The sequence below is a fragment of the Escherichia sp. WS3227_2 genome, from assembly GCF_046486495.1.
GTDB lineage: Bacteria > Pseudomonadota > Gammaproteobacteria > Enterobacterales > Enterobacteriaceae > Escherichia > Escherichia coli.
In genome coordinates this window covers 31,446-52,770 of record NZ_JBJQLG010000012.1, presented here as the reverse complement: position 1 = coordinate 52,770, position 21,325 = coordinate 31,446, and the positions used below count along the sequence as shown (strand labels likewise).

The 21,325-nt window shown below is 52.8% G+C and carries 20 protein-coding genes and 3 pseudogenes; 8 read left to right on the top strand and 15 right to left on the bottom strand.

Going from position 1 to position 21,325, the window contains the following annotated elements:
• Positions 1 to 16: 16 nt before the first annotated feature.
• On the bottom strand, positions 17 to 1,408 hold the full coding sequence (gene xanP, locus ACJHXB_RS17285; protein ID WP_001295238.1) for a xanthine/proton symporter XanP: 1,392 nt from the start codon (positions 1,406 to 1,408) through the stop codon (positions 17 to 19).
• Between the two features lie 278 nt (positions 1,409 to 1,686).
• Here xanP and gltS point away from each other — a divergent pair, with 278 nt between their 5' ends.
• A complete protein-coding gene (gltS, locus tag ACJHXB_RS17280; RefSeq protein ID WP_000468836.1) occupies positions 1,687 to 2,892 on the top strand; it encodes a sodium/glutamate symporter in 1,206 nt (401 codons plus the stop codon).
• 175 nt (positions 2,893 to 3,067) lie between these two features.
• Here gltS and recG read toward each other — a convergent pair whose 3' ends face one another.
• Genes recG through gmk form a run of 5 tightly spaced genes read right to left on the bottom strand, consistent with a single transcriptional unit; the run spans position 3,068 to position 8,931 of the window.
• On the bottom strand, positions 3,068 to 5,149 hold the full coding sequence (recG, locus tag ACJHXB_RS17275) for an ATP-dependent DNA helicase RecG (protein ID WP_000678400.1): 2,082 nt from the start codon (positions 5,147 to 5,149) through the stop codon (positions 3,068 to 3,070).
• 5 nt (positions 5,150 to 5,154) lie between these two features.
• Positions 5,155 to 5,844, bottom strand: coding sequence for a tRNA (guanosine(18)-2'-O)-methyltransferase TrmH (gene trmH, locus ACJHXB_RS17270; RefSeq protein WP_410233518.1), 690 nt, complete (start codon positions 5,842 to 5,844; stop codon positions 5,155 to 5,157).
• Between the two features lie 6 nt (positions 5,845 to 5,850).
• Entirely contained in the window at positions 5,851 to 7,959 is a 2,109-nt protein-coding gene (spoT, locus tag ACJHXB_RS17265) for a bifunctional GTP diphosphokinase/guanosine-3',5'-bis pyrophosphate 3'-pyrophosphohydrolase (protein WP_000280473.1), read from the bottom strand.
• An 18-nt stretch (positions 7,960 to 7,977) separates the two neighbouring features.
• Positions 7,978 to 8,253, bottom strand: coding sequence for a DNA-directed RNA polymerase subunit omega (gene rpoZ / locus ACJHXB_RS17260; protein ID WP_000135058.1), 276 nt, complete (start codon positions 8,251 to 8,253; stop codon positions 7,978 to 7,980).
• A gap of 54 nt (positions 8,254 to 8,307) precedes the next feature.
• Positions 8,308 to 8,931: a guanylate kinase gene (gene gmk, locus ACJHXB_RS17255; protein ID WP_001469035.1), complete on the bottom strand. Its 624-nt coding sequence runs from the start codon at positions 8,929 to 8,931 to the stop codon at positions 8,308 to 8,310.
• A gap of 257 nt (positions 8,932 to 9,188) precedes the next feature.
• Here gmk and ligB point away from each other — a divergent pair.
• Positions 9,189 to 10,867: pseudogene (gene ligB / locus ACJHXB_RS17250) on the top strand (NAD-dependent DNA ligase LigB).
• Here the strand turns inward: ligB and ACJHXB_RS17245 are convergent.
• From ACJHXB_RS17245 to ACJHXB_RS17230, 4 genes and pseudogenes are all read right to left on the bottom strand, one after another.
• On the bottom strand, positions 10,864 to 11,481 hold the full coding sequence (locus ACJHXB_RS17245; RefSeq protein WP_000924289.1) for a trimeric intracellular cation channel family protein: 618 nt from the start codon (positions 11,479 to 11,481) through the stop codon (positions 10,864 to 10,866). The pseudogene ligB and the gene ACJHXB_RS17245 sit on opposite strands and share 4 nt — an antisense overlap.
• 291 nt (positions 11,482 to 11,772) lie before the next feature.
• Positions 11,773 to 11,841 (bottom strand): annotated as a pseudogene (locus ACJHXB_RS17240) (DNA replication protein DnaD); the annotation flags it as partial.
• Positions 11,823 to 12,050 (bottom strand): annotated as a pseudogene (locus tag ACJHXB_RS17235) (BRO family protein); the annotation flags it as partial. The pseudogenes ACJHXB_RS17235 and ACJHXB_RS17240, both read right to left, overlap by 19 nt.
• 221 nt (positions 12,051 to 12,271) lie before the next feature.
• Positions 12,272 to 13,135 carry a YicC/YloC family endoribonuclease gene (locus tag ACJHXB_RS17230; protein WP_000621326.1) on the bottom strand — a complete coding sequence of 288 codons (864 nt, stop codon included), beginning with the start codon at positions 13,133 to 13,135 and terminating at the stop codon, positions 12,272 to 12,274.
• 126 nt (positions 13,136 to 13,261) lie between these two features.
• Between ACJHXB_RS17230 and rph the strand changes: the two genes are divergently transcribed.
• Together rph and pyrE are read left to right on the top strand one after the other, a co-directional pair.
• Positions 13,262 to 13,978: a ribonuclease PH gene (gene rph / locus ACJHXB_RS17225; protein WP_001247093.1), complete on the top strand. Its 717-nt coding sequence runs from the start codon at positions 13,262 to 13,264 to the stop codon at positions 13,976 to 13,978.
• Between the two features lie 65 nt (positions 13,979 to 14,043).
• A complete protein-coding gene (gene pyrE / locus ACJHXB_RS17220; RefSeq protein WP_000806177.1) occupies positions 14,044 to 14,685 on the top strand; it encodes an orotate phosphoribosyltransferase in 642 nt (213 codons plus the stop codon).
• A gap of 36 nt (positions 14,686 to 14,721) precedes the next feature.
• Here pyrE and slmA read toward each other — a convergent pair whose 3' ends face one another.
• The 3 genes from slmA to coaBC all read right to left on the bottom strand — a co-directional run bounded on the left by slmA (position 14,722) and on the right by coaBC (position 17,081).
• Entirely contained in the window at positions 14,722 to 15,318 is a 597-nt protein-coding gene (gene slmA / locus ACJHXB_RS17215; RefSeq protein WP_000818601.1) for a nucleoid occlusion factor SlmA, read from the bottom strand.
• Positions 15,319 to 15,424: 106 nt separating this feature from the next.
• A complete protein-coding gene (dut, locus tag ACJHXB_RS17210) occupies positions 15,425 to 15,883 on the bottom strand; it encodes a dUTP diphosphatase (protein WP_000976070.1) in 459 nt (152 codons plus the stop codon).
• The gene (coaBC, locus tag ACJHXB_RS17205; RefSeq protein ID WP_000050139.1) at positions 15,861 to 17,081 is read right to left on the bottom strand and encodes a bifunctional phosphopantothenoylcysteine decarboxylase/phosphopantothenate--cysteine ligase CoaBC; all 1,221 of its coding nucleotides are present in this window, start codon (positions 17,079 to 17,081) and stop codon (positions 15,861 to 15,863) included. Before coaBC ends, dut begins: the two co-directional genes overlap by 23 nt.
• A gap of 171 nt (positions 17,082 to 17,252) precedes the next feature.
• Between coaBC and radC the strand changes: the two genes are divergently transcribed.
• From radC to mutM, 4 genes are all read left to right on the top strand, one after another.
• Positions 17,253 to 17,921 carry a RadC family protein gene (radC, locus tag ACJHXB_RS17200; RefSeq protein WP_001297375.1) on the top strand — a complete coding sequence of 223 codons (669 nt, stop codon included), beginning with the start codon at positions 17,253 to 17,255 and terminating at the stop codon, positions 17,919 to 17,921.
• 216 nt (positions 17,922 to 18,137) lie between these two features.
• The gene (rpmB, locus tag ACJHXB_RS17195) at positions 18,138 to 18,374 is read left to right on the top strand and encodes a 50S ribosomal protein L28 (RefSeq protein ID WP_000091955.1); all 237 of its coding nucleotides are present in this window, start codon (positions 18,138 to 18,140) and stop codon (positions 18,372 to 18,374) included.
• Between the two features lie 20 nt (positions 18,375 to 18,394).
• Entirely contained in the window at positions 18,395 to 18,562 is a 168-nt protein-coding gene (rpmG, locus tag ACJHXB_RS17190; protein ID WP_001051798.1) for a 50S ribosomal protein L33, read from the top strand.
• Between the two features lie 97 nt (positions 18,563 to 18,659).
• Entirely contained in the window at positions 18,660 to 19,469 is an 810-nt protein-coding gene (mutM, locus tag ACJHXB_RS17185; protein ID WP_001114528.1) for a bifunctional DNA-formamidopyrimidine glycosylase/DNA-(apurinic or apyrimidinic site) lyase, read from the top strand.
• Positions 19,470 to 19,507: 38 nt separating this feature from the next.
• Here the strand turns inward: mutM and coaD are convergent, their stop codons facing one another.
• The gene (gene coaD, locus ACJHXB_RS17180) at positions 19,508 to 19,987 is read right to left on the bottom strand and encodes a pantetheine-phosphate adenylyltransferase (protein WP_001171866.1); all 480 of its coding nucleotides are present in this window, start codon (positions 19,985 to 19,987) and stop codon (positions 19,508 to 19,510) included.
• 7 nt (positions 19,988 to 19,994) lie between these two features.
• Complete coding sequence (waaA, locus tag ACJHXB_RS17175) at positions 19,995 to 21,272, bottom strand: lipid IV(A) 3-deoxy-D-manno-octulosonic acid transferase (protein WP_000891574.1); 1,278 nt, start codon at positions 21,270 to 21,272, stop codon at positions 19,995 to 19,997.
• Between the last annotated feature and the right edge of the window lie 53 nt (positions 21,273 to 21,325).

Sequence of the window (21,325 nt, the reverse complement as noted above, 5' to 3'; positions counted from 1 at the left end):
TACCGCCGCCAGTGAATTACTGTTTTTCTGGTGGGAAAATCAGATTCAGCACGATGGCAGTAATACCGCCCGCGGCGATCCCGGAGGAGAGCAGGTTTTTCAGCCATTCAGGGGCAAACTGCAAAATCAGCGGCTGCTGAGACACGCCCAGACCGACCGCCAGCGACAGCGCGATAATCAGAATCGCCCGACGGTTCAGCGGCTCACGAGACACAATGCGCACACCGGAGGCGGCGATGGTGCCAAACATTACAAGCGTTGCGCCGCCCAGAACCGGTTCTGGAATATGTTGTACAAAACCGCTCACTGCCGGGAACAGACCCAGCACGATCAACATCAGCGCGACGACAAAACCGACATAGCGGCTGGCAACCCCGGTCAACTGGATCACTCCGTTGTTCTGCCCGAAGCAGGAGTTCGGGAAGGTGTTAAACACCGCCGAAACAAACGAGTTCAGGCCGTTTGCTAGCACGCCGCCTTTCAGGCGTTTCATGTACAGCGGACCGGACACTGGCTGTTCGGAAACGTCAGAGGTCGCCGTGATATCGCCAATGGTTTCCAGTGAAGTGATCATAAAGACCAGCATCAGGGGTAGCAGCAGACTCCATTCGATGCCAAGACCGTAATAGAGCGGCGTTGGTACCATAATCAGTTCTTGCGTCATCGGTTCGTTGCTTTCTGGCAACATGCCCATAAACCACGCCAGCGCATATCCGGCCGCCATCGCAATCACCAGTGAGGCCACGCGCAAATATGGGTTACGCTGACGGTTAAGCAGGATAATTAAGGCTAAGACCACGCCCGCCAGCAGCAGATTTTTCGGTGCGCCGAAGGTGTTATCGCTCATGGCTGCGTAACCGCCGCCAATGGACGTTAACCCAACCTGAATTAGCGACAGGCCGATAATCATCACCACAACGCCAGAAACTAGCGGCGTAATAATGCGGCGCGCCAGATGCAGAACGCGGGAGATCACCATCTCAGTGCAACTTGCCAGCATCAACGTGCCGAACAAAGCCGCCATCATGGTAGGAACATCAGCACCACCGGTTTTCAGCGCGGTACCGCCCATAATCAGCGGGGCAACAAAGTTAAAGCTGGTGCCCTGAATAGACAACAGCCCGGAGCCAACCGGACCCCAGGCCTTAATTTGAATAATCGATGCCACACCGGAGGCAAACAGCGACATACTAATAATGTGTTGCGTGTCTTGTGCCGGTAAACCCAGCGCCTGGCAGATTAATAGCGCTGGCGTGATCACCGCAACGAACATCGCCAGCAGATGCTGACAGGCGGCAAACAGAGTTTGAGGAAGCGGCGGACGATCTTCAAGACGGTAAATCAGTTCGCTGTTTTGAGTCTGCGCAACCGGTTGCGCATTTTCTGACTCGAGGGTGGAAACAGACATCGAAAACAATCCCGTGGTAGCAAAGCGGGCATTTTAGCTGACCGAAAGAGAAAAGCAAACGTTTGCCACATCCTCATCTAAATATTTAAATGAGATAAATGCACTTTTTTATATAACTTTTGGTATTTTTCTGCTTAAAATCCATGCCATTTGTTCATTAACAGCTGAGAATTTGACCCAGGAAAGCATAACTCGATACCCGTCATAGTTCATAAGTTGCCACTGCGCGATGAAGTATGACGAGTATGAAAGAGTGATGCGGATACAAAGGAGTAACTATGTTTCATCTCGATACTTTAGCAACGCTTGTTGCCGCAACGCTGACGTTGCTGCTCGGGCGTAAGTTGGTCCATTCCGTCTCCTTTTTGAAGAAATACACCATACCGGAACCAGTTGCAGGTGGTTTGTTGGTGGCGCTGGCGCTACTGGTACTGAAAAAAAGCATGGGCTGGGAAGTCAACTTTGATATGTCCCTGCGCGATCCGTTAATGCTGGCTTTCTTCGCCACCATTGGCCTGAACGCCAACATTGCCAGTTTGCGTGCCGGTGGGCGTGTGGTTGGCATCTTCTTGATTGTGGTTGTTGGTCTGTTGGTGATGCAAAATGCCATTGGCATTGGTATGGCTAGCCTGTTAGGGCTTGATCCGCTGATGGGGCTGTTGGCCGGTTCTATTACGCTTTCCGGCGGTCACGGTACGGGCGCTGCGTGGAGTAAATTGTTCATTGAACGCTATGGCTTCACCAATGCGACGGAAGTGGCGATGGCCTGTGCGACGTTTGGTCTGGTGCTGGGCGGCTTGATTGGCGGTCCGGTAGCGCGCTATCTGGTGAAACACTCCACCACGCCGAACGGTATTCCGGATGACCAGGAAGTCCCGACGGCGTTCGAAAAGCCGGATGTGGGCCGCATGATCACCTCGCTGGTGCTGATTGAAACTATCGCGCTGATTGCTATCTGCCTGACGGTGGGGAAAATTGTTGCACAACTTTTGGCTGGCACTGCTTTTGAACTGCCGACCTTCGTCTGTGTCCTGTTTGTTGGCGTGATTCTGAGCAACGGTCTGTCAATGATGGGCTTTTACCGCGTCTTTGAGCGTGCGGTATCCGTGCTGGGTAACGTAAGCCTGTCGTTGTTCCTGGCGATGGCGCTGATGGGGCTGAAACTATGGGAGCTGGCTTCGCTGGCGCTGCCGATGCTGGCGATTCTGGTGGTACAGACCATCTTCATGGCGTTGTATGCCATCTTCGTTACCTGGCGCATGATGGGCAAAAACTACGATGCGGCGGTGCTGGCTGCGGGTCATTGTGGTTTTGGCCTCGGTGCAACGCCAACGGCAATCGCCAACATGCAGGCGATCACTGAACGTTTTGGCCCGTCGCACATGGCGTTCCTGGTAGTGCCGATGGTCGGTGCGTTCTTTATTGATATCGTTAACGCGCTGGTGATTAAGCTGTATTTAATGTTGCCGATTTTTGCCGGTTAACCGATGAAGCGGCGGTAGAAGTGCCGCCGCAACGAAGACAAATGCCTGATACGCTTCGCTTATCAAGGCTGCGCATTGATTCACAATTTATTGAGTTTATATGTTTTTGTAGGACGAAGCACATCCGGCAGGAAGGTAGGGTAACCTGAAGCGGCGGTCTTCTCACCGCCGCCTTTTACGCATTCGAGTAACGTTCCGTCTCCGGCATCCAGCGTTCTATCAGGGCTTTTGCTTGTTGTGGGTAACGTTCGTGAATATGTCGCGCCAGGCGCTGAACTTCCGGGATCATCGCCTGATCGCGCAGTAAATCCGCCACTTTAAACTCAGCATTACCCGTCTGACGCGTACCTAACAGTTCACCCGGTCCGCGAATCTCTAAGTCTTTCTGTGCAATCACAAAACCGTCGTTGCTGTCGCGCAGCACTTGCAGCCGAATTTGCGCCGTTTTAGAGAGCGGTGTTTTGTAGAGCAACACGCAGTGAGAAGCCACCGCACCACGACCTACACGCCCGCGAAGCTGGTGCAACTGCGCCAGACCCAGACGCTCCGGGTTTTCGATAATCATCAGGCTGGCGTTAGGCACATCAACGCCGACTTCAATAACGGTAGTGGCAACCAGCAGGTGTAACTCGCCTTGTTTAAATGATGCCATGACGGCCTGCTTCTCGGCTGGTTTCATCCGTCCGTGTACCAGACCAACATTCAACTCTGGTAGCGCCAGTTTCAACTCTTCCCAGGTAGCTTCCGCCGCCTGCGCTTCCAGTAACTCTGACTCTTCAATGAGTGTGCACACCCAGTACGCCTGCCGACCTTCAGTCATGCAGGCGTGGCGCACGCGGTCAATGATGTCGGTACGGCGAGTATCAGGAATAGCGACCGTAGTCACTGGCGTGCGGCCTGGCGGCAGTTCATCAATGACCGAGGTGTCGAGATCAGCATACGCAGTCATCGCCAGCGTGCGGGGGATCGGCGTGGCGGTCATGATCAACTGATGCGGATGGAAGCCTTGCTGCTGGCCTTTCTCCCACAATGCCAGACGCTGATGCACGCCAAAGCGATGCTGTTCGTCGATAATCACCAGCGCCAGGCCGTTAAACTGCACCTGTTCCTGGAAGATGGCGTGTGTTCCGACAATCATCTGCACCTGACCGCTGGCGATGGCTTCCTGCTGTGCCAGCCGCGCTTTACCTTTCTGCTTACCGGCGAGCCAGCCCACTTCGATACCGAGCGGTGCAAACCAGTTACGGAAGTTATTGGCGTGCTGTTCGGCGAGTAATTCGGTTGGTGCCATCAATGCCACCTGTTTGCCGTGGGCAATCGCACGCAGCGCGGCGAGGGCAGCGACCAGCGTTTTACCGGAACCTACATCGCCCTGTACCAGGCGCATCATCGGCGCATCCAGCGCCATATCGCGCTCGATCTCCGCCACCACGCGTGCCTGTGCGCCCGTTGGCTTGAACGGTAAGGCTGCGAGGAGTTTATTTTTCAGCGCGTCATTGGCGCTAAGCGGCTGGGCATGGAAACGTTGTGCACCAGCGCGTAACGCCAACATGCTGAGGTTGTGCGCAAGCAGTTCTTCCAGAATCAGACGGCGTTGTGCTGGATGCTGCCCGGTTTCGAGATCGCTAAGCTGTAGCGTCGGCGGCGGGCGGTGCAAAGTGCGCAACGCTTCCGGTAGCGTCATCATTCCTTGTGACAGTTCCGGCGGCAGGAGTTCTTCAATGGCGCAGGTGTCGAGCAGATCCAGCGCCTGGTCGGTTAATTTACGCAGCGTGGCCTGCTTTACGCCTTCGGTTGTTGGGTAAACCGGCGTAAGCGTTTCCTGCAACTCTGGCGTACTGAGATCGCCCTGCACGCGGTATTCCGGGTGGATCATCTCCGCGCCATATTTACCGCGCTTTGCTTCTCCATAGGCCAGCACGCGGCGGCCCGTCGCCAGGCTATTTTTCATTGCCGCGTTGAAGTTGAAAAAGCGCATGGTGAGAATGCCGGAACCGTCGCTGATCTGGCAGGTCATCATCCGCCGACCGCCGAAGGAGATATTGCAGTTCAGCACTTCGCCTTCCACCGTGGCATAAACGCCCGGTAGTAGTTCTCCGATGGGGTAGAGATGGGTGCGATCTTCGTAGCGCAGGGGAAGGTGTAAGAGTAGATCCTGCACGGTATGCAGGTTGATTTTCGCCAGCTTGTTACTAAGCGCTGCGCCAACGCCCGTTAGGGAACTGAGCGGGACAGCATCTAACAGGCGACCTTTCATGGTACTTACCCTGCAGCTTGCATAGTGGCCCACCAGTCGGCATCGGCTTCAATTTCGCCCTGCTGATTGACGTGGGGGTAAGGCAGGCCTTTGCGTTTTGCGACTTTCGCCAGCACCGGATAGCCGCCTTCAAACAGCAGGCGTTGTTGCTCTGCTTCCGGCAACATGCTGTTTTCACGCAGGTACATGCCCGCATTTTGCCGCTGGCGCTGGGCTTCGTAAAGAATGAGGGCTGAGGCAACGGAAACATTCAGCGATTGCACCATGCCAATCATCGGAATGATGATGTCCCGATCCGCCAGGGCCAACGCTTCCTGCGTGATGCCTGTTTTCTCCTGTCCCATCAAAATACAGGTTGGGCGAGTGTAATCAATTTCGCGGAAATCGACAGCGTTATCAGAAAGATGGGTTGCCAGAATCTGCATGCCCTGGCCTTTCAGATGAGCGACGGCATCGCCAATGGTGCGGTGCGTTTTCACCTGTACCCAGCTGTTACTACCCGCAGCTGCCGAAGCCATGGTGCACATCCGGCTACCAGGCCAGACAGCATGAACTTCATGTACACCAACGGCATCTGCGGTACGAATAATCGCAGAAACGTTATGAGGTTTGTGGACCTGCTCCATGCAGACGGTCAGATCAGGCTGCCGCCTGGCGAGCATTTCGCAGATACGTGCATAACGTGTTGGGTTCATAAAACATTAATTTCGGTTTCGGGTGACTTTAATCACGTCTGGCATCACGCGGATTTTGCGCATGATATTCGCCAGATGCACACGGTCACGGGCGGTCAGACGAATAAAGGCGCTGTAGACGCGACCATCTTTCTCTTCCGTATTCAAACTTTGAATATTCGAGGTGGTGGTGTTAATTGCCGCTGTCAGGTTTGCCAGCGCGCCCTGATGATTGAACATCTCCACCTTGATTTCGGTGATGAACTCCTGCGCCGTCTCTTTATCCCATTCCACAGCCATAAACTTCTCTGGCTCTTTCTGGTAGCCACGGATGTTACGGCAGGATTCATGGTGGATCACCAGACCTTTACCGGGGCTGACGTGGGCGATAATCGGGTCGCCAGGAATAGGGCGGCAGCATTTCGCAAAGGTGATCAGCACGCCATCGGCACCTTTAATGGGCAGATGTCCGTGACTTTGGGTTGCCGGTGGAATGGAGGCGTCCCCATGTTGCAGATTTTTCGCGACCACCACGCTCATTGCGTTACCAAGTCCGATTTCAGCCAGCAGATCGTCAAGCGTAGCCAGCTTCATGCGATCCAGCTCGCGCTGAATATTTTCCTGCGGGATTTCATTGAGCTTACGGCTACCCCCCAACGCATGGTTGAGCAGACGACGGCCCAGACTAACAGAATCATCACGCTTGAGATTTTTCAGCAACTGACGAATTTTTGCGCGCGCTTTCGAGCTGACGACAAAGTTCAGCCACGCGGCATTCGGGCGAGCGCCCGGTGCGGTAATGATTTCAACGGTTTGACCGCTGGTAAGCGGCTGCGACAGCGGGTAAGGCTGACGGTCGACGCGCGCGCCCACGCAGGCATGACCGATATCGGTATGCACCGCATAAGCGAAGTCGACGGGCGTTGCACCGGCAGGCAGCTCTACAATGCGCCCTTCCGGTGTGAAAACGTAAATCTCATCCGGGAAGAGATCGGATTTAACGCTCTCGATAAATTCAAACGAACTACCAGCGCTCTGTTGCAGCTCCAGCAGGCTTTGCATCCAGCGCTGGGCGCGGATTTGCGCGGTAGTACTGGTTTCGCCGTGCTCTTTATAAGCCCAGTGCGCGGCAACACCCATCTCTGCCATCTGATCCATATCTTCGGTACGGATCTGGACCTCAACCGGTACGCCGTGCGGGCCAATCATCGAGGTGTGCAAAGACTGATAGCCGTTCGCTTTTGGAATGGCGATATAGTCTTTCACGCGGCCCGGACGCGGCTTGTACAGGCTGTGCATCTGGCCCAGCACGCGATAACAGGTGTCAGAATCATTGACGATCACGCGGAAAGCGTAGATGTCCATGATTGAGTGAAAACGCTGCTCTTTGAGCACCATTTTGCAGTAGATCGAATAAAGATGCTTCTCGCGACCACTGACGCGGCACGGTATACCCGCTTCCTGCAAACGCCCTTCGATTTCCGAGAGGATTTTTTGGATCATCTCTTTACGGTTGCCGCGCGCGGCTTTCACCACTTCTTTGATTACGCGATAACGGTTGGGATACAGCGCCTCAAAACCCAGCTCTTCGAGTTCGGTTTTAATGTGGTGGATACCTAAACGGTGCGCCAGCGGGCTGTAAATTTCGAGGGTTTCACGGGCGATGCGGCGACGTTTGTCCGGGCGAAGTGAGCCCAGCGTGCGCATGTTGTGGGTACGGTCGGCAAGTTTGATGAGAATGACGCGGATATCCTGCACCATCGCCATAATCATCTTGCGAAAGTTTTCGGCCTGCGCCTCTTTCTTATCGCGGAACTTGAGCTTATCAAGTTTCGACACCCCCTCTACCAGCTCGGCGACGCTTTTACCAAAAAGCTGTTCCATGTCCTGGTAGGTGGCGGGAGTATCTTCAATCACGTCATGCAGCAGTGCCGCCATTAGCGTTTCATAGTCGAGTTTCATCTCGGCCAGAATGCAGGCAACCGCCACCGGGTGCGTGATATAGGGTTCACCGCTTGAACGTGTTTGCCCCTCGTGAGCATCACGTGCAACGAGATACGCCTGCCGCAGACGCTTGATTTGGTCTTCCGGCAGGTAGTTTTGAATCAGTTGATTCAGGCTTTCAAACAGATACAAGGGCGACCCGCTTTGTGATTAACGACGACCTTCAGCAATAGCGGTAACGGCTTGTAATTCAGCGGCTTCCTGCTCTTGCTGTTCCTGGCGTTCGCGCACGTCGAGGATCTGGTTGTTGATCAGACCTTCTTCGATTTCGCGCAGCGCGATTACAGTGGTTTTATCGTTTTCTTCCGGTACCAGCGGATCCTTTCCGCCTACCTGCATCTGACGAGCGCGACGCGCGGCGACCAGTACCAGGTCAAAACGGTTACCAATTTTCTCTACAGCGTCCTGAACAGTTACGCGTGCCATACTTAAAAAGCTCCACAGGTGAAGAAATGACTGGGCATGATACTGAAATCAGGTTCAGTCTGCCAACAATTTGCTGATTAAAGCGTCATGACGCTGCTTTTGGCGGCTCATGCGCAGACGTTCGGCGCGAATAATGGTCTTCAAATCGGTCAACGCGGTATCGAAGTCATCATTCACAATCAGGTAATCATATTCGGCGTAATGGCTCATTTCTGCAACAGCTTGCGCCATACGCTTTGCAATGACCTCTTCGCTGTCCTGACCGCGACCGCGTAGACGGCGGTCCAGTTCAATTTTGGACGGCGGTAAAATAAAGATACTCCGCGCGTGCGGCATCTTCTGGCGAATTTGCTGCGCACCCTGCCAGTCGATATCGAGAAAAACATCGACACCGGTCGCCAGGACTTGCTCAATGGCCTCACGCGAAGTGCCATAGTAATTACCAAAAACTTCTGCGTGTTCGAGGAACGCATCTCTGCTAATCATTTCTCTAAATTCATCATGATTAACAAAGAAATAATGTTCACCGTGGACTTCACCAGGACGCGGTTGGCGTGTGGTGTGTGAAACAGAAACCTGGGTGTCATACAACGGTTGGGTTTTTAATAAAGCCTGAATCAGGCTGGATTTACCCGCGCCACTGGGGGCAGAAACAATATAAAGCGTGCCTTGAGCCATGAGTATCTTTCGTATGTGATTAGCGAAATAAAGCCTACATACGAGCTTATTATACACGGCGTGGGCATGTGACGTAGCCCTTGCTCACACTTTTTGCGCAAAGTTGTTGCGTTTTGCGTAGCTGCTTCCGCATTTGCCTGTCATTCACTGCAATAAAGACGATTCTCAGGAAGCGTCCTCGCAGACTCCGTTTTTGCCACTCGGCTTTGCTTTCATCACGTTGTATATCTGCCTGACTATCTACAGCGGAGGTGATGATGAAAGTATGGATGGCGATATTAATAAGTATCTTGTGCTGGCAATCATCTGCGTGGGCGGTCTGTCCGGCCTGGTCGCCAGCCAGAGCACAGGAAGAAATTTCCCGCCTGCAACAGCAAATAAAACAGTGGGACGATGACTACTGGAAGGAAGGGAAAAGTGAGGTTGAAGACGGTGTTTACGATCAGTTAAGCGCCCGTCTTACGCAGTGGCAACGCTGTTTTGGGAACGAGACCCGCGATGTGATGATGCCGCCTTTAAACGGTGCGGTTATACATCCGGTAGCCCATACGGGTGTACGCAAAATGGCGGATAAAATCGCATTAAGTCTGTGGATGCGCGAACGTAGCGATCTTTGGGTGCAGCCAAAAGTTGATGGCGTTGCGGTAACCCTGGTTTATCGGGACGGGAAACTGAACAAAGCAATCAGTCGCGGCAATGGCCTGAAAGGCGAGGATTGGACGCAGAAAGTTCGCTTAATTTCCGCTGTGCCGCAAACCGTTAGCGGGCCTTTAGCCAACAGTACGCTTCAGGGGGAAATATTTCTCAAACGCGAGGGGCATATCCAACAACAAATGGGGGGAATAAATGCCCGCGCAAAAGTTGCTGGCCTGATGATGCGCCAGGACGATAGCGACACGCTGAATTCTCTGGGCGTTTTTGTCTGGGCATGGCCGGATGGACCGCAGTTAATGACCGATCGTTTAAAAGAGCTGGCTACCGCTGGTTTTACTCTAACGCAGACGTATACCCGTGCGGTGAAAAATGCTGATGAGGTTGCGCGCGTACGCAATGCGTGGTGGAAAGCGAAATTACCCTTCGTCACCGATGGCGTGATTGTGCGAGCGGCTAAGGAACCCGAATCCCGTCATTGGCTACCGGGCCAGGCGGAGTGGCTGGTGGCCTGGAAATATCAACCGGTAGCTCAGGTTGTCGAAGTGAAGGCGATTCAGTTTGCGGTGGGTAAGAGCGGTAAAATATCGGTGGTTGCGTCACTCGCATCTGTCATGCTGGATGATAAAAAAGTCCAGCGGGTGAATATTGGTTCCGTCAGGCGCTGGCAGGAGTGGGATATTGCGCCTGGTGATCAGATCCTCGTCAGCCTTGCCGGTCAGGGTATTCCTCGCATTGATGATGTGGTCTGGCGCGGTGCAGAACGTACAAAACCGACACCACCAGAAAACCGCTTTAACTCGTTGACCTGCTACTTTGCTTCTGACGTTTGTCAGGAACAGTTCATTTCACGCTTAGTCTGGCTGGGGTCAAAACAGGTTCTTGGGCTGGATGGCATTGGTGAGGCCGGCTGGCGCGCGCTGCATCAGACTCATCGGAGCATATCTTTTCCTGGCTTTTATTAACGCCAGAGCAATTACAGAACACGCCGGGGATCGCGAAAAGTAAAAGTGCGCAGTTATGGCATCAGTTTAATCTGGCTCGTAAGCAGCCTTTTACTCTCTGGGTGATGGCAATGGGAATACCGCTAACCCGGGCGGCGCTTAATGCCAGTGATGAACGGTCCTGGTCGCAACTTTTATTGAGCACGGAACAGTTCTGGCAGCAGCTGCCGGGGACTGGATCGGGGCGCGCCAGACAGGTTATTGAATGGAAGGAAAATGCGCAAATCAAGAAGCTGGGCAGTTGGCTGGCTGCCCAGCAGATCACAGGTTTTGAACCTTAGTGTCCTTCGTGGCTGTAGTAAAAGACCGGTAATCCCAGCTTAAGGCGTAGCGCCAGTAAGCGGGCAAAAAAGCCGAATACCAGGGTGGAGATAATTACCACATCATGGTTAGAAACATAGTGTTGCAGCGCGATGTAAAGCACGGCGGAGGCAAATGAGACACCGGCATACAATTCTTTCTGGAATACCAGCGGGATGCGTTTACAGAACATATCGCGCAAAACGCCGCCAAATACGCCGGTCGTCACAGCTGCGACAACGGCAATGATCGGGCCGTGTCCCATATCCAGTGCAACCTGTGCGCCAATGATAGAAAAGACCACCAGTCCGAGCGCATCGAGCACCAGAAACACTTTGCGCAGGTAAGGCATTACAGGAGCAACGATAGTGGTGAGTACTGCGGCGGTAGCGACAATAATCACATATTCCGGGTGTTTGACCCAGCCGAGCGGATAGTGGCCCAGCAGAATATCGCGCACTGACCCTCCGCCAATTGCGGTGGCGGTCGCAATAATAATTACGCCAAATGTATCCATGCGCCGTCGTCCGGCCGCCAGCGCCCCCGTCATGGCTTCGGCAGTAATGCCAACCAAATACAAAATGTGTAACAGCATGGTTCTCTCCCTAAAAATCTGTCTGGCAGGGTAGCGATTTGTGCGTATTGTCACGATTGAGATTTTTTAAGGTGAGAGGAAATTGATAACTTGTAGTTATGTGAAATCGCTATTTTCTGTAGCGTAGATGCATTCTTCTGACTTCTTGTCTGAGAAAATGCATAAGAAAAAATAGGTTAAAATTGAGGGGTGGAAAAGAAAGGTGCAATGTTTAGCCATTGTGTTCACCGCACCTGGACTTTGGCTTACGCATCGGGTATCTCAATCAACAAAAAGAGTTTTTCGTTTCTGCTATTTCTTCTCTGTAATTTTTACACTGTTTTCCAATTGCTTGATGCTGACCTGCGGGGTCGGCAACTTAATACAACCATTTTGGTGGTTTCAACGAAATGGTCAGATGCAGCTTGATTACTGGCTTCGCACGCTTGAGTCGCGCGGGCCAGTACCTTTTGAAAATTGCGCCAGTCCCGATAATCCAGTAACGGTGCCAATTCTCTCGCTGACCAAAATTCTTGCCCTTCAGTGCCATAATGCCGTATTTCTTCAAAAGGTTGATGATGTTCGTTCATTGCCCACTCCATGTGATATCGATTGCAAGGAAAGTAAGTTTACAACTGTGTTTATATACAGTTGTGAGTATCTCACCTTCTCACTGCGCTGGGCAAAAAAACATCGCAAAATCTGGAGCAGGCACGCAAAACAGAATTGAATGTTGCGGGGAGGAAAAATGCCGCTCTGTTTGAGTGGGCGGCATTTGTGAAGGCTGAAAAGGAAGAATTGGCGTTACGAGTTATTCAATGTTCTGGATCTGCTCGCGCATCTGCTCAATCAACACTTTCAGCTCGATGGCAGAATTCGTCACTTCGGCATTGATAGATTTCGACGCTAGAGTGTTCGACTCGCGGTTGAACTCCTGCATCATAAAGTCCAGACGACGACCAACCGCTTCTTTTTTCTTCAGAATGTTGTAGGTCTCTTTGACATGCGCTTCGAGGCGGTCCAGTTCTTCGGCAACGTCAATTCGTTGTGCCAGCAGAACCAACTCCTGCTCCAGACGGTTGTTTTCCAGTTGCACCTGAGCATCTTCCAGCTTCGCGACCAGACGCTCACGCTGCCATTGCAGGATTTCCGGCATATGGGCGCGGACTTTGACCACTTCGGCGGTGACGCCTTCCAGACGCTGCTCGATCAATGCTTTCAGCGCCTGACCTTCGGTTTCACGTGCGATGATAAAGTCGTCCAGCGTACCATCCAGCGCCGCGAGAATTTCAGCAGCAATCGCGTCGAGATCCTGCTCCTGGGCTGCCATCACGCCCGGCCAGCGCAGAATATCAACCGGGTTGATTTCCCCTTCGTCACTCTGCATTTTTACCCAGTTCGCGGCAGTTACCAGCTGTTTAGCCAGTTTTTCGTTGAGGATCAGCTCACCTTGTGCGCTAACATCTGGCTCATAACGCAGGGTACATTCCACTTTACCGCGCGTCAGGCGAGAACGAATACGCTCGCGAACGACAGGTTCAAGGCTACGGAACTGCTCCGGCAGACGAAAGTAAGTTTCCAGATAACGCTGGTTTACCGAGCGCATTTCCCAGGTTGCGCTCCCCCATTCACCCTTGATTTCACGCCGGGCGTAGGCGGTCATACTGCGGATCATAGACGTTCCTGTTTATAAAAGGAGAGGTGGAAGGATTATAGCCATCGATGCCTTGTCAGGATAGGAATAACCGCCGGAAGTCCGTATAATGCGCAGCCACATTTGTTTCAAGCCGGAGATTTCAATATGCGTCCAGCAGGCCGTAGCAATAATCAGGTGCGTCCCGTTACCCTGACTCGTAACTATACAAAACATGCAGAAGGCTCGGTGCTGGTCGAATTTGGCGATACCAAAGTATTGTGTACCGCCTCTATTGAAGAAGGCGTGCCGCGCTTCCTGAAAGGTCAGGGCCAGGGCTGGATCACCGCAGAGTACGGCATGCTGCCACGTTCTACCCACACCCGTAACGCGCGTGAAGCAGCGAAAGGTAAGCAGGGTGGACGCACAATGGAAATCCAGCGTCTGATCGCCCGTGCTCTTCGCGCGGCAGTAGATTTGAAAGCGCTGGGTGAGTTCACTATTACGCTGGACTGCGACGTGCTTCAGGCCGATGGTGGCACGCGTACCGCGTCGATTACGGGTGCCTGCGTGGCGCTGGCAGATGCGCTACAGAAGCTGGTGGAAAACGGCAAGCTGAAAACCAACCCGATGAAAGGGATGGTAGCCGCAGTTTCTGTCGGAATTGTGAACGGCGAAGCGGTTTGCGATCTGGAATACGTTGAAGACTCAGCCGCAGAGACCGACATGAACGTAGTGATGACCGAAGACGGGCGCATCATTGAAGTGCAGGGGACGGCAGAAGGCGAGCCGTTCACCCATGAAGAGTTACTCACCTTGTTGGCGCTGGCCCGAGGGGGAATCGAATCCATTGTAGCGACGCAGAAGGCGGCGCTGGCAAACTGATTTTTAAGGCGACTGATGAGTCGCCTTTTTTTTGTCTGTAGAAAAGTAAGATGAGGAGCGAAGGCATGAAACCATATCAGCGCCAGTTTATTGAATTTGCGCTTAGCAAGCAGGTGTTAAAGTTTGGCGAGTTTACGCTGAAGTCCGGGCGCAAAAGCCCCTATTTCTTCAACGCCGGGCTGTTTAATACCGGGCGCGATCTGGCACTGTTAGGCCGTTTTTACGCTGAAGCATTGGTGGATTCCGGCATTGAGTTCGATCTGCTGTTTGGCCCTGCTTACAAAGGGATCCCGATTGCCACCACAACTGCCGTGGCGCTGGCGGAGCATCATGACCTGGACCTGCCGTACTGCTTTAACCGCAAAGAAGCAAAAGACCATGGTGAAGGTGGCAATCTGGTCGGTAGCGCGTTACAAGGACGCGTAATGCTGGTGGATGATGTGATCACCGCCGGAACGGCGATTCGCGAGTCGATGGAAATTATTCAGGCCAATGGCGCGACGCTTGCTGGCGTATTGATTTCGCTCGATCGTCAGGAACGGGGGCGCGGCGAGATTTCGGCAATTCAGGAAGTTGAGCGTGATTACAACTGCAAAGTGATCTCTATCATCACCCTGAAAGACCTGATTGCTTACCTGGAAGAGAAGCCGGAAATGGCGGAACATCTGGCGGCGGTTAAGGCCTATCGCGAAGAGTTCGGCGTTTAAAGAAACTCGCCGGATGAAAAGTCATCCGGCGTCATATTACTGCAACTGTGCGGCAATTAGCGGCCAGCGGGCGTCAAAATCATCCGTCGGGCGGTATTTAAACTCGCTGCGGACAAAGCGTGACAGCATACCTTCACAGAAGGCCAGGATCTGGCTTGCCAGCAGGGTTTCATCGGTGGTGTAACCTTCACCCTCACGCATTCTCTTTTCGCGCAATACCTGACGCAACTGCGCTTCAATACGCTCGAACAGCTGGTTGATGCGCCCTTGCAGGCGATCCTGTTCAAACATTAGTGCATGACCAGTGAGGATGCGGGTCAGGCCAGGATTACGCTCACCAAAACCGAGAAGCAGCAACACAATCAGACGCAGGCGCGCTGTGGTGTCCTTCTCATCTTTCAGAATCAGATTGATGCGAGTAATCAGGCTATCTTCGATAAACTCAATCAGGCTATCGAACATGCGGGTCTTACTGGGGAAGTGGCGATACAGTGCCGCTTCGGAAACGCCGACAGAGGCGGCCAGTTTTGCCGTCGTGATACGTTGGCTTCCATCGCTGGATTCCAGCATCAGCGCCAGAGACTGAAGTATTTCCTCGCGACGGTTCCTTTTCGCAGTTTGTTTTTCTGCCATGTTACAAAATACCCCTGAAAATAAGCACTTGCCAGGCGGCACCCACGCTATGACCGCAAACGAAATGTTTGCGGCTATGTTATGACGTTATTCGGATGCGTATGTGTTACTGACGACCAGAGTGACCAAAGCCGCCTTCACCGCGGTCGGTGGCGTCGAAATCTTCCACCAGATTAAATTCAGCCTGTACTACCGGAACAAAAATCATCTGGGCGATGCGTTCGCCAGGTTGAATGGTGAAGCTGTCCTGACCACGGTTCCACACGGAAATCATCAACTGGCCCTGATAGTCAGAATCGATCAATCCTACCAGGTTACCAAGCACGATACCGTGCTTATGTCCCAATCCGGAGCGCGGCAGCATCATTGCCGCCAGTGAAGGATCGGCAATATGAATCGCCAGCCCGGTCGGAACCAGCGTAGTGTCACCCGGAGCCAGTTCTACGGCGTCGTCGAGACAGGCACGCAGGTCAAGTCCGGCAGAGCCAGAGGTGGCATAAGTCGGGAGCGGAAATTCCTTCCCAACGCGCGGGTCCAGAATCTTAACGTCGATTTTTTTCATCATAACGGGTCACGATCTCGTCGAGTAATAATTGGCCAAGGAGCTCTTTGCGCTCAAGCGGTAAGACTTTATCTCCGTCCTGCCAGAAAAGGTGTAATGCGTTGTTGTCGCTGTTAAATCCTTGAGTTGGCTGGGAAACATCGTTCGCGCAGATCAGATCAAGGTTTTTACGGATACGTTTTTGCCGGGCGTATTCTTCCACATTATTTGTTTCGGCGGCAAATCCAACGACGTAGGGTCGATGGTCTTTTAGTGCGGCAACGCCTGCGACGATATCGGGGTTTTTAACCATTTTTATTGTTAATTCATCACCCTGCGTGGCCTGCTTTTTGATTTTCTCTGGGGCCACGGTAGCTGCGCGATAATCCGCCACGGCGGCACAGCCGATAAAAATATTTTGCTGCTGTACAGAAGCATTCACGGCCGCTTCCATTTCCAGCGCGGTCATCACATCAACACGTTTAACAAACGGTGGCGTCGGTAGTGAAACCGGACCTGATACCAGCGTGACGTTCGCGCCACGACGGGCAGCGGCGGCGGCGATAGCAAAACCCATCTTGCCGGAGCTGTGATTAGAGATATAACGCACCGGATCGAGCGGTTCACGCGTCGGGCCGGCGGTAATCATAATGTTCAGATGTTTCAGGTCGTTGACGGGCGAAAAATGCGCTACCGCCATATCAACAATGGTTAACGGATCGAGCATTCGCCCAGGGCCGATATCACCACAAGCCTGACTGCCACTGTCTGGCCCCCAGATAAGCAAACCACGGGAAGCAAGCACCTCTAAATTATGCTGCGTGGCAGCGGCACGATACATCTGCTGGTTCATGGCGGGGAGCACGGCTACAGGCGCAGGTGTGGCCAGACAAATCGTCGATACCAGATCATTCGCCATTCCGGCAGCAACACGGGCAATCAAATCTGCCGTGGCAGGGGCGAGAATCACTAAATCAGCCCATTTACCCAGCTCAATATGGCCCATAGCGGCTTCGGCTGCCGGGTCCAGCAGACTGTCGGAAACGGGATAACCAGAAACCGCCTGCAAGCTAAGTGGGGTGATAAAGGCTTTTGCCGCTTCGGTCATGGCTACGCGGACGTCGGCCCCGCGATCGCGCAAACGACGCACCAGTTCAGGGGTTTTATAGGCAGCAATACCGCCGCTAACGCCGAGAACGATTTTTTTACCGGCCAGGCTCATGATGATTTTTCCTGTTGGGTGACACCAGAAGTTGGCGATTTTATCACAATACTTTTGTTGTCGTGCCTTCACCTGAGAATCACTTTGCGAGGCGCTTTCCAGGATTGAAAACTGGCCGTCGATTTAACGGAACGGCTATGACAGGATGCGAGCACCACAAAGGAGGTGAAGGTGAAAAACAATGCACAGCTGTTGATGCCGCGCGAAAAAATGCTGAAGTTTGGTATTAGCGCCTTAACTGATGTCGAGCTGCTGGCGCTATTTCTGCGTACCGGAACGCGCGGTAAAGATGTATTAACCCTGGCAAAAGAGATGCTGGAGAATTTCGGCTCTCTTTATGGCTTGTTAACCTCTGAATATGAACAATTTAGTGGTGTTCATGGAATTGGCGTGGCGAAATTTGCCCAGTTAAAGGGGATTGCTGAACTGGCGCGGCGTTACTACAACGTGCGGATGCGTGAAGAAAGCCCTTTACTCAGCCCGGAGATGACGCGGGAATTTTTACAAAGCCAGCTCACGGGTGAGGAGCGGGAGATCTTTATGGTGATCTTTCTCGACTCACAACACCGGGTTATAACGCATAGCCGTCTTTTTTCCGGCACGCTAAACCATGTTGAAGTCCATCCTCGGGAAATTATCCGCGAAGCGATAAAAATAAACGCCTCGGCGCTGATCCTTGCACATAATCACCCTTCGGGTTGTGCTGAACCCAGTAAAGCGGATAAACTCATTACTGAACGGATAATAAAGAGTTGTCAGTTCATGGATTTACGCGTGCTCGACCATATCGTGATTGGGCGTGGAGAGTATGTTTCTTTTGCCGAACGCGGCTGGATTTAACCCGCTATGCGCGATCCTTCGGGATCTTTGTCTGTTCGGGACTTGAGCACATCGCTGAGTCAGCGTATACTACGCCACCTTTGAGAATCTCGGGTTTGGCATTTGGGCCTGGCAATCGAGAGTTCACATAGAACTGCGATGACCGGGCTGTAAAGCCTGACGAGGCGCCAATACCCCATACGAAGCTCGAGCTAATTTGATTTTTGGAGAATAGACATGTCCCGAGTCTGCCAAGTTACTGGCAAGCGTCCGGTGACCGGTAACAACCGTTCCCACGCACTGAACGCGACTAAACGCCGTTTCCTGCCGAACCTGCACTCTCACCGTTTCTGGGTTGAGAGCGAGAAGCGTTTTGTCACCCTGCGCGTATCTGCTAAAGGTATGCGTGTAATCGATAAAAAAGGCATCGATACAGTTCTGGCTGAACTGCGTGCCCGTGGCGAAAAGTACTAAGTACTTAGAGGAAATAAATCATGGCTAAAGGTATTCGTGAGAAAATCAAGCTGGTTTCTTCTGCTGGTACTGGTCACTTCTATACCACTACGAAGAACAAACGTACTAAGCCGGAAAAACTGGAACTGAAAAAATTCGATCCAGTTGTTCGCCAGCACGTGATCTACAAAGAAGCGAAAATCAAATAATTCTCGCTTTGATGTAACAAAAAACCTCGCTCCGGCGGGGTTTTTTGTTATCTGCTTGCCCCCATATTGACTGCATCTGTTCATTCCTGGAGATGCTATGCCTGAATTACCCGAAGTTGAAACCAGCCGTCGCGGCATAGAACCGCATCTCGTTGGTGCAACCATTCTTCATGCGGTGGTGCGCAACGGACGCTTGCGCTGGCCGGTTTCAGAAGAGATTTACCGATTAAGTGATCAACCAGTGCTTAGCGTGCAGCGGCGGGCTAAATATCTGCTGCTGGAGCTGCCGGAGGGCTGGATTATCATTCATTTGGGGATGTCTGGCAGCCTGCGCATCCTTCCAGAAGAATTTCCCCCTGAAAAGCATGACCATGTTGATTTGGTGATGAGCAACGGTAAAGTGCTGCGCTACACCGATCCGCGCCGCTTTGGTGCCTGGCTGTGGACCAAAGAGCTGGAAGGGCATAATGTGCTGGCCCATCTTGGACCGGAGCCGCTTAGCGACGATTTCAACGGTGAGTACCTGCATCAGAAGTGCGCGAAGAAAAAAACGGCGATTAAACCGTGGCTGATGGATAACAAGCTGGTGGTAGGCGTAGGGAATATCTATGCCAGCGAATCTCTGTTTGCGGCGGGGATCCATCCGGATCGGCTGGCGTCATCACTGTCGCTGGCAGAGTGTGAATTGTTAACTCAGGTGATTAAAGCGGTGTTGCTGCGTTCGATTGAGCAGGGCGGTACAACGCTGAAAGATTTTCTGCAAAGCGACGGTAAACCGGGCTATTTCGCTCAAGAATTGCAGGTTTACGGGCGAAAAGGCGAGCCGTGTCGGGTGTGCGGTACGCCGATTGTGGCGACTAAACATGCGCAGCGGGCAACGTTTTATTGTCGGCAGTGCCAGAAGTAATTCATGCGCGCCGGATGGCATACCATCCGGCATAAACGCTACGCTAACTTCGCCATCAGCGCCTGATGGACATTCTCCGGCAGGAAATGGGTGACATCGCCCTGATGGCGCGCCACCTCTTTCACCAGGGATGAAGAGATAAACGACCACTCTTTCGACGGCATCAGAAACACACTTTCCAGTTCCGGCATTAAGTGGCGATTCATATGCGCCAGCTGCATTTCATATTCAAAATCCGCCACCGCACGCAGGCCACGAATCAGCACCGTAGCGTGTTGATTGCGGGCGAAGTTCGCCATCAAATCACTAAACCCGACCACTTCCACGTTCCCCAGATGCGCGGTTGCCTGCTGTGCCAGCGCCACACGCTCTTCCAGGGTAAACATCGGTTTTTTACTGGGGCTGGCGGCAATCGCCAGAATAACGTGATCGAACATTTGCGTGGCGCGCGTCACGATATCGATATGACCATTGGTAATGGGATCGAAAGTACCCGGATAAATCGCCCGTTTTTGCATAACAACCTCAATGCGTTTTCGGTGGCAGGTAAGGTTCCAGCAGTTGAAGCAGACGCTGTAGCGCGCCCTGGTTTTGATACAGTACTTCAACGGCATGACGGCCATAGAAACTACGGTAATCGGCGTCGGTGAGTAAAGAGGAAACCTCTTTTGCAAGCGTAGTGGCATCGGTAACGGTAATCAGCCCGCTTGCCTGCTCCAGCCGCGCGCAAATGTCTTTAAAGTTAAAAGTATGCGGCCCCATCAATACCGGAATAGCGTGTGCGGCAGCTTCCAGCGGATTATGCCCACCACGTTCAACCAGTGAACCGCCAACAAAGGCGAGATCGGCAATACCGTACAGTAACATCAACTCGCCCATCGTATCGCCAACCACAACCTGCGTGCTGGTGGAGGGGACTTCCCCTGAAGAGCGTGTGATATAGCTTAGTCCAGCCTGGCGGACAAGGTTAATCGCATCCGGGAAGCGTTCCGGATGACGGGGTACCAGGATGAGCAATAAATTCGGGAATTGCTGTAACAATGCCTGATGTGCGGCGATCACCACACTCTCTTCGCCTTCGTGAGTGCTGGTGGCAATCCATACCGGGCGGTGTGGTGCCCACTGGCGGCGCAGCGTCACTGCTTTAGCAGCCAGTTGCGGCGTTACAGAAATATCGAATTTCAGGCTACCGGTAACGGTCACCTGATTATTTTTTGCGCCCAGTGATACAAAACGTGCACCATCTTCTTCATTTTGCGCAGCAATCAGCGTAATACGACGCAGCAAGCGACGGACGAATTTGCCCAGTTTGGCATAACCTGCGGCCGAGCGGGCAGAGAGTCGCGCGTTAGCGATCACCAGCGGAATTTTACGTTTATGTAGCGCCGCAATCAGGTTAGGCCATAGTTCGGTTTCCATAATCAACACCAGTTTAGGGTCGACTTTATTCAGGAAACGATTAAGTGCATCGGGCAGGTCATACGGCAGATAAACGTGCTGAACATCCTTCCCGAAAGCCGATTGTACGCGCTCCGAACCAGTTGGCGTCATGGTTGTAACGGTAATCGGTAAATCAGGATAACGATGACGCAGCGCGCGCACCAACGGGATCGCCGCCAGAGTTTCACCGACGGAGACGGAGTGCAGCATGATGCCGCCTGGTTTTAGCGGATGGCGGTAAAAACCGTAACGTTCACCCCAGCGTTTTCGATAGGCCGGAGCCTTACGTCCGCGCACCCAGAGCCGTATCCAGATCAGCGGCTGAATAAGGTAGAGAAGGGCGGTGTAAAGCAATTCGAGCATAGTAAATAGCTGACTTATGGATGTGCTGGGGATTCTATGTATTTAGCTGTGGC

Bases quoted from the DNA above. Each gene is read 5' to 3' on its own strand.
- xanP (WP_001295238.1), bottom strand. From the start codon at position 1,408: ATGTCTGTTTCCACCCTCGAGTCAGAAAATGCGCAACCGGTTGCGCAG.
- gltS (WP_000468836.1), top strand. From the start codon at position 1,687: ATGTTTCATCTCGATACTTTAGCAACGCTTGTTGCCGCAACGCTGACG.
- recG (WP_000678400.1), bottom strand. From the start codon at position 5,149: ATGAAAGGTCGCCTGTTAGATGCTGTCCCGCTCAGTTCCCTAACGGGC.
- trmH (WP_410233518.1), bottom strand. From the start codon at position 5,844: ATGAACCCAACACGTTATGCACGTATCTGCGAAATGCTCGCCAGGCGG.
- rpoZ (WP_000135058.1), bottom strand. From the start codon at position 8,253: ATGGCACGCGTAACTGTTCAGGACGCTGTAGAGAAAATTGGTAACCGT.
- gmk (WP_001469035.1), bottom strand. From the start codon at position 8,931: ATGGCTCAAGGCACGCTTTATATTGTTTCTGCCCCCAGTGGCGCGGGT.
- ACJHXB_RS17245 (WP_000924289.1), bottom strand. From the start codon at position 11,481: ATGCTGTTACACATTTTGTATTTGGTTGGCATTACTGCCGAAGCCATG.
- ACJHXB_RS17230 (WP_000621326.1), bottom strand. From the start codon at position 13,135: ATGATCCGCAGTATGACCGCCTACGCCCGGCGTGAAATCAAGGGTGAA.
- rph (WP_001247093.1), top strand. From the start codon at position 13,262: ATGCGTCCAGCAGGCCGTAGCAATAATCAGGTGCGTCCCGTTACCCTG.
- pyrE (WP_000806177.1), top strand. From the start codon at position 14,044: ATGAAACCATATCAGCGCCAGTTTATTGAATTTGCGCTTAGCAAGCAG.
- slmA (WP_000818601.1), bottom strand. From the start codon at position 15,318: ATGGCAGAAAAACAAACTGCGAAAAGGAACCGTCGCGAGGAAATACTT.
- dut (WP_000976070.1), bottom strand. From the start codon at position 15,883: ATGATGAAAAAAATCGACGTTAAGATTCTGGACCCGCGCGTTGGGAAG.
- coaBC (WP_000050139.1), bottom strand. From the start codon at position 17,081: ATGAGCCTGGCCGGTAAAAAAATCGTTCTCGGCGTTAGCGGCGGTATT.
- rpmB (WP_000091955.1), top strand. From the start codon at position 18,138: ATGTCCCGAGTCTGCCAAGTTACTGGCAAGCGTCCGGTGACCGGTAAC.
- rpmG (WP_001051798.1), top strand. From the start codon at position 18,395: ATGGCTAAAGGTATTCGTGAGAAAATCAAGCTGGTTTCTTCTGCTGGT.
- mutM (WP_001114528.1), top strand. From the start codon at position 18,660: ATGCCTGAATTACCCGAAGTTGAAACCAGCCGTCGCGGCATAGAACCG.
- coaD (WP_001171866.1), bottom strand. From the start codon at position 19,987: ATGCAAAAACGGGCGATTTATCCGGGTACTTTCGATCCCATTACCAAT.
- waaA (WP_000891574.1), bottom strand. From the start codon at position 21,272: ATGCTCGAATTGCTTTACACCGCCCTTCTCTACCTTATTCAGCCGCTG.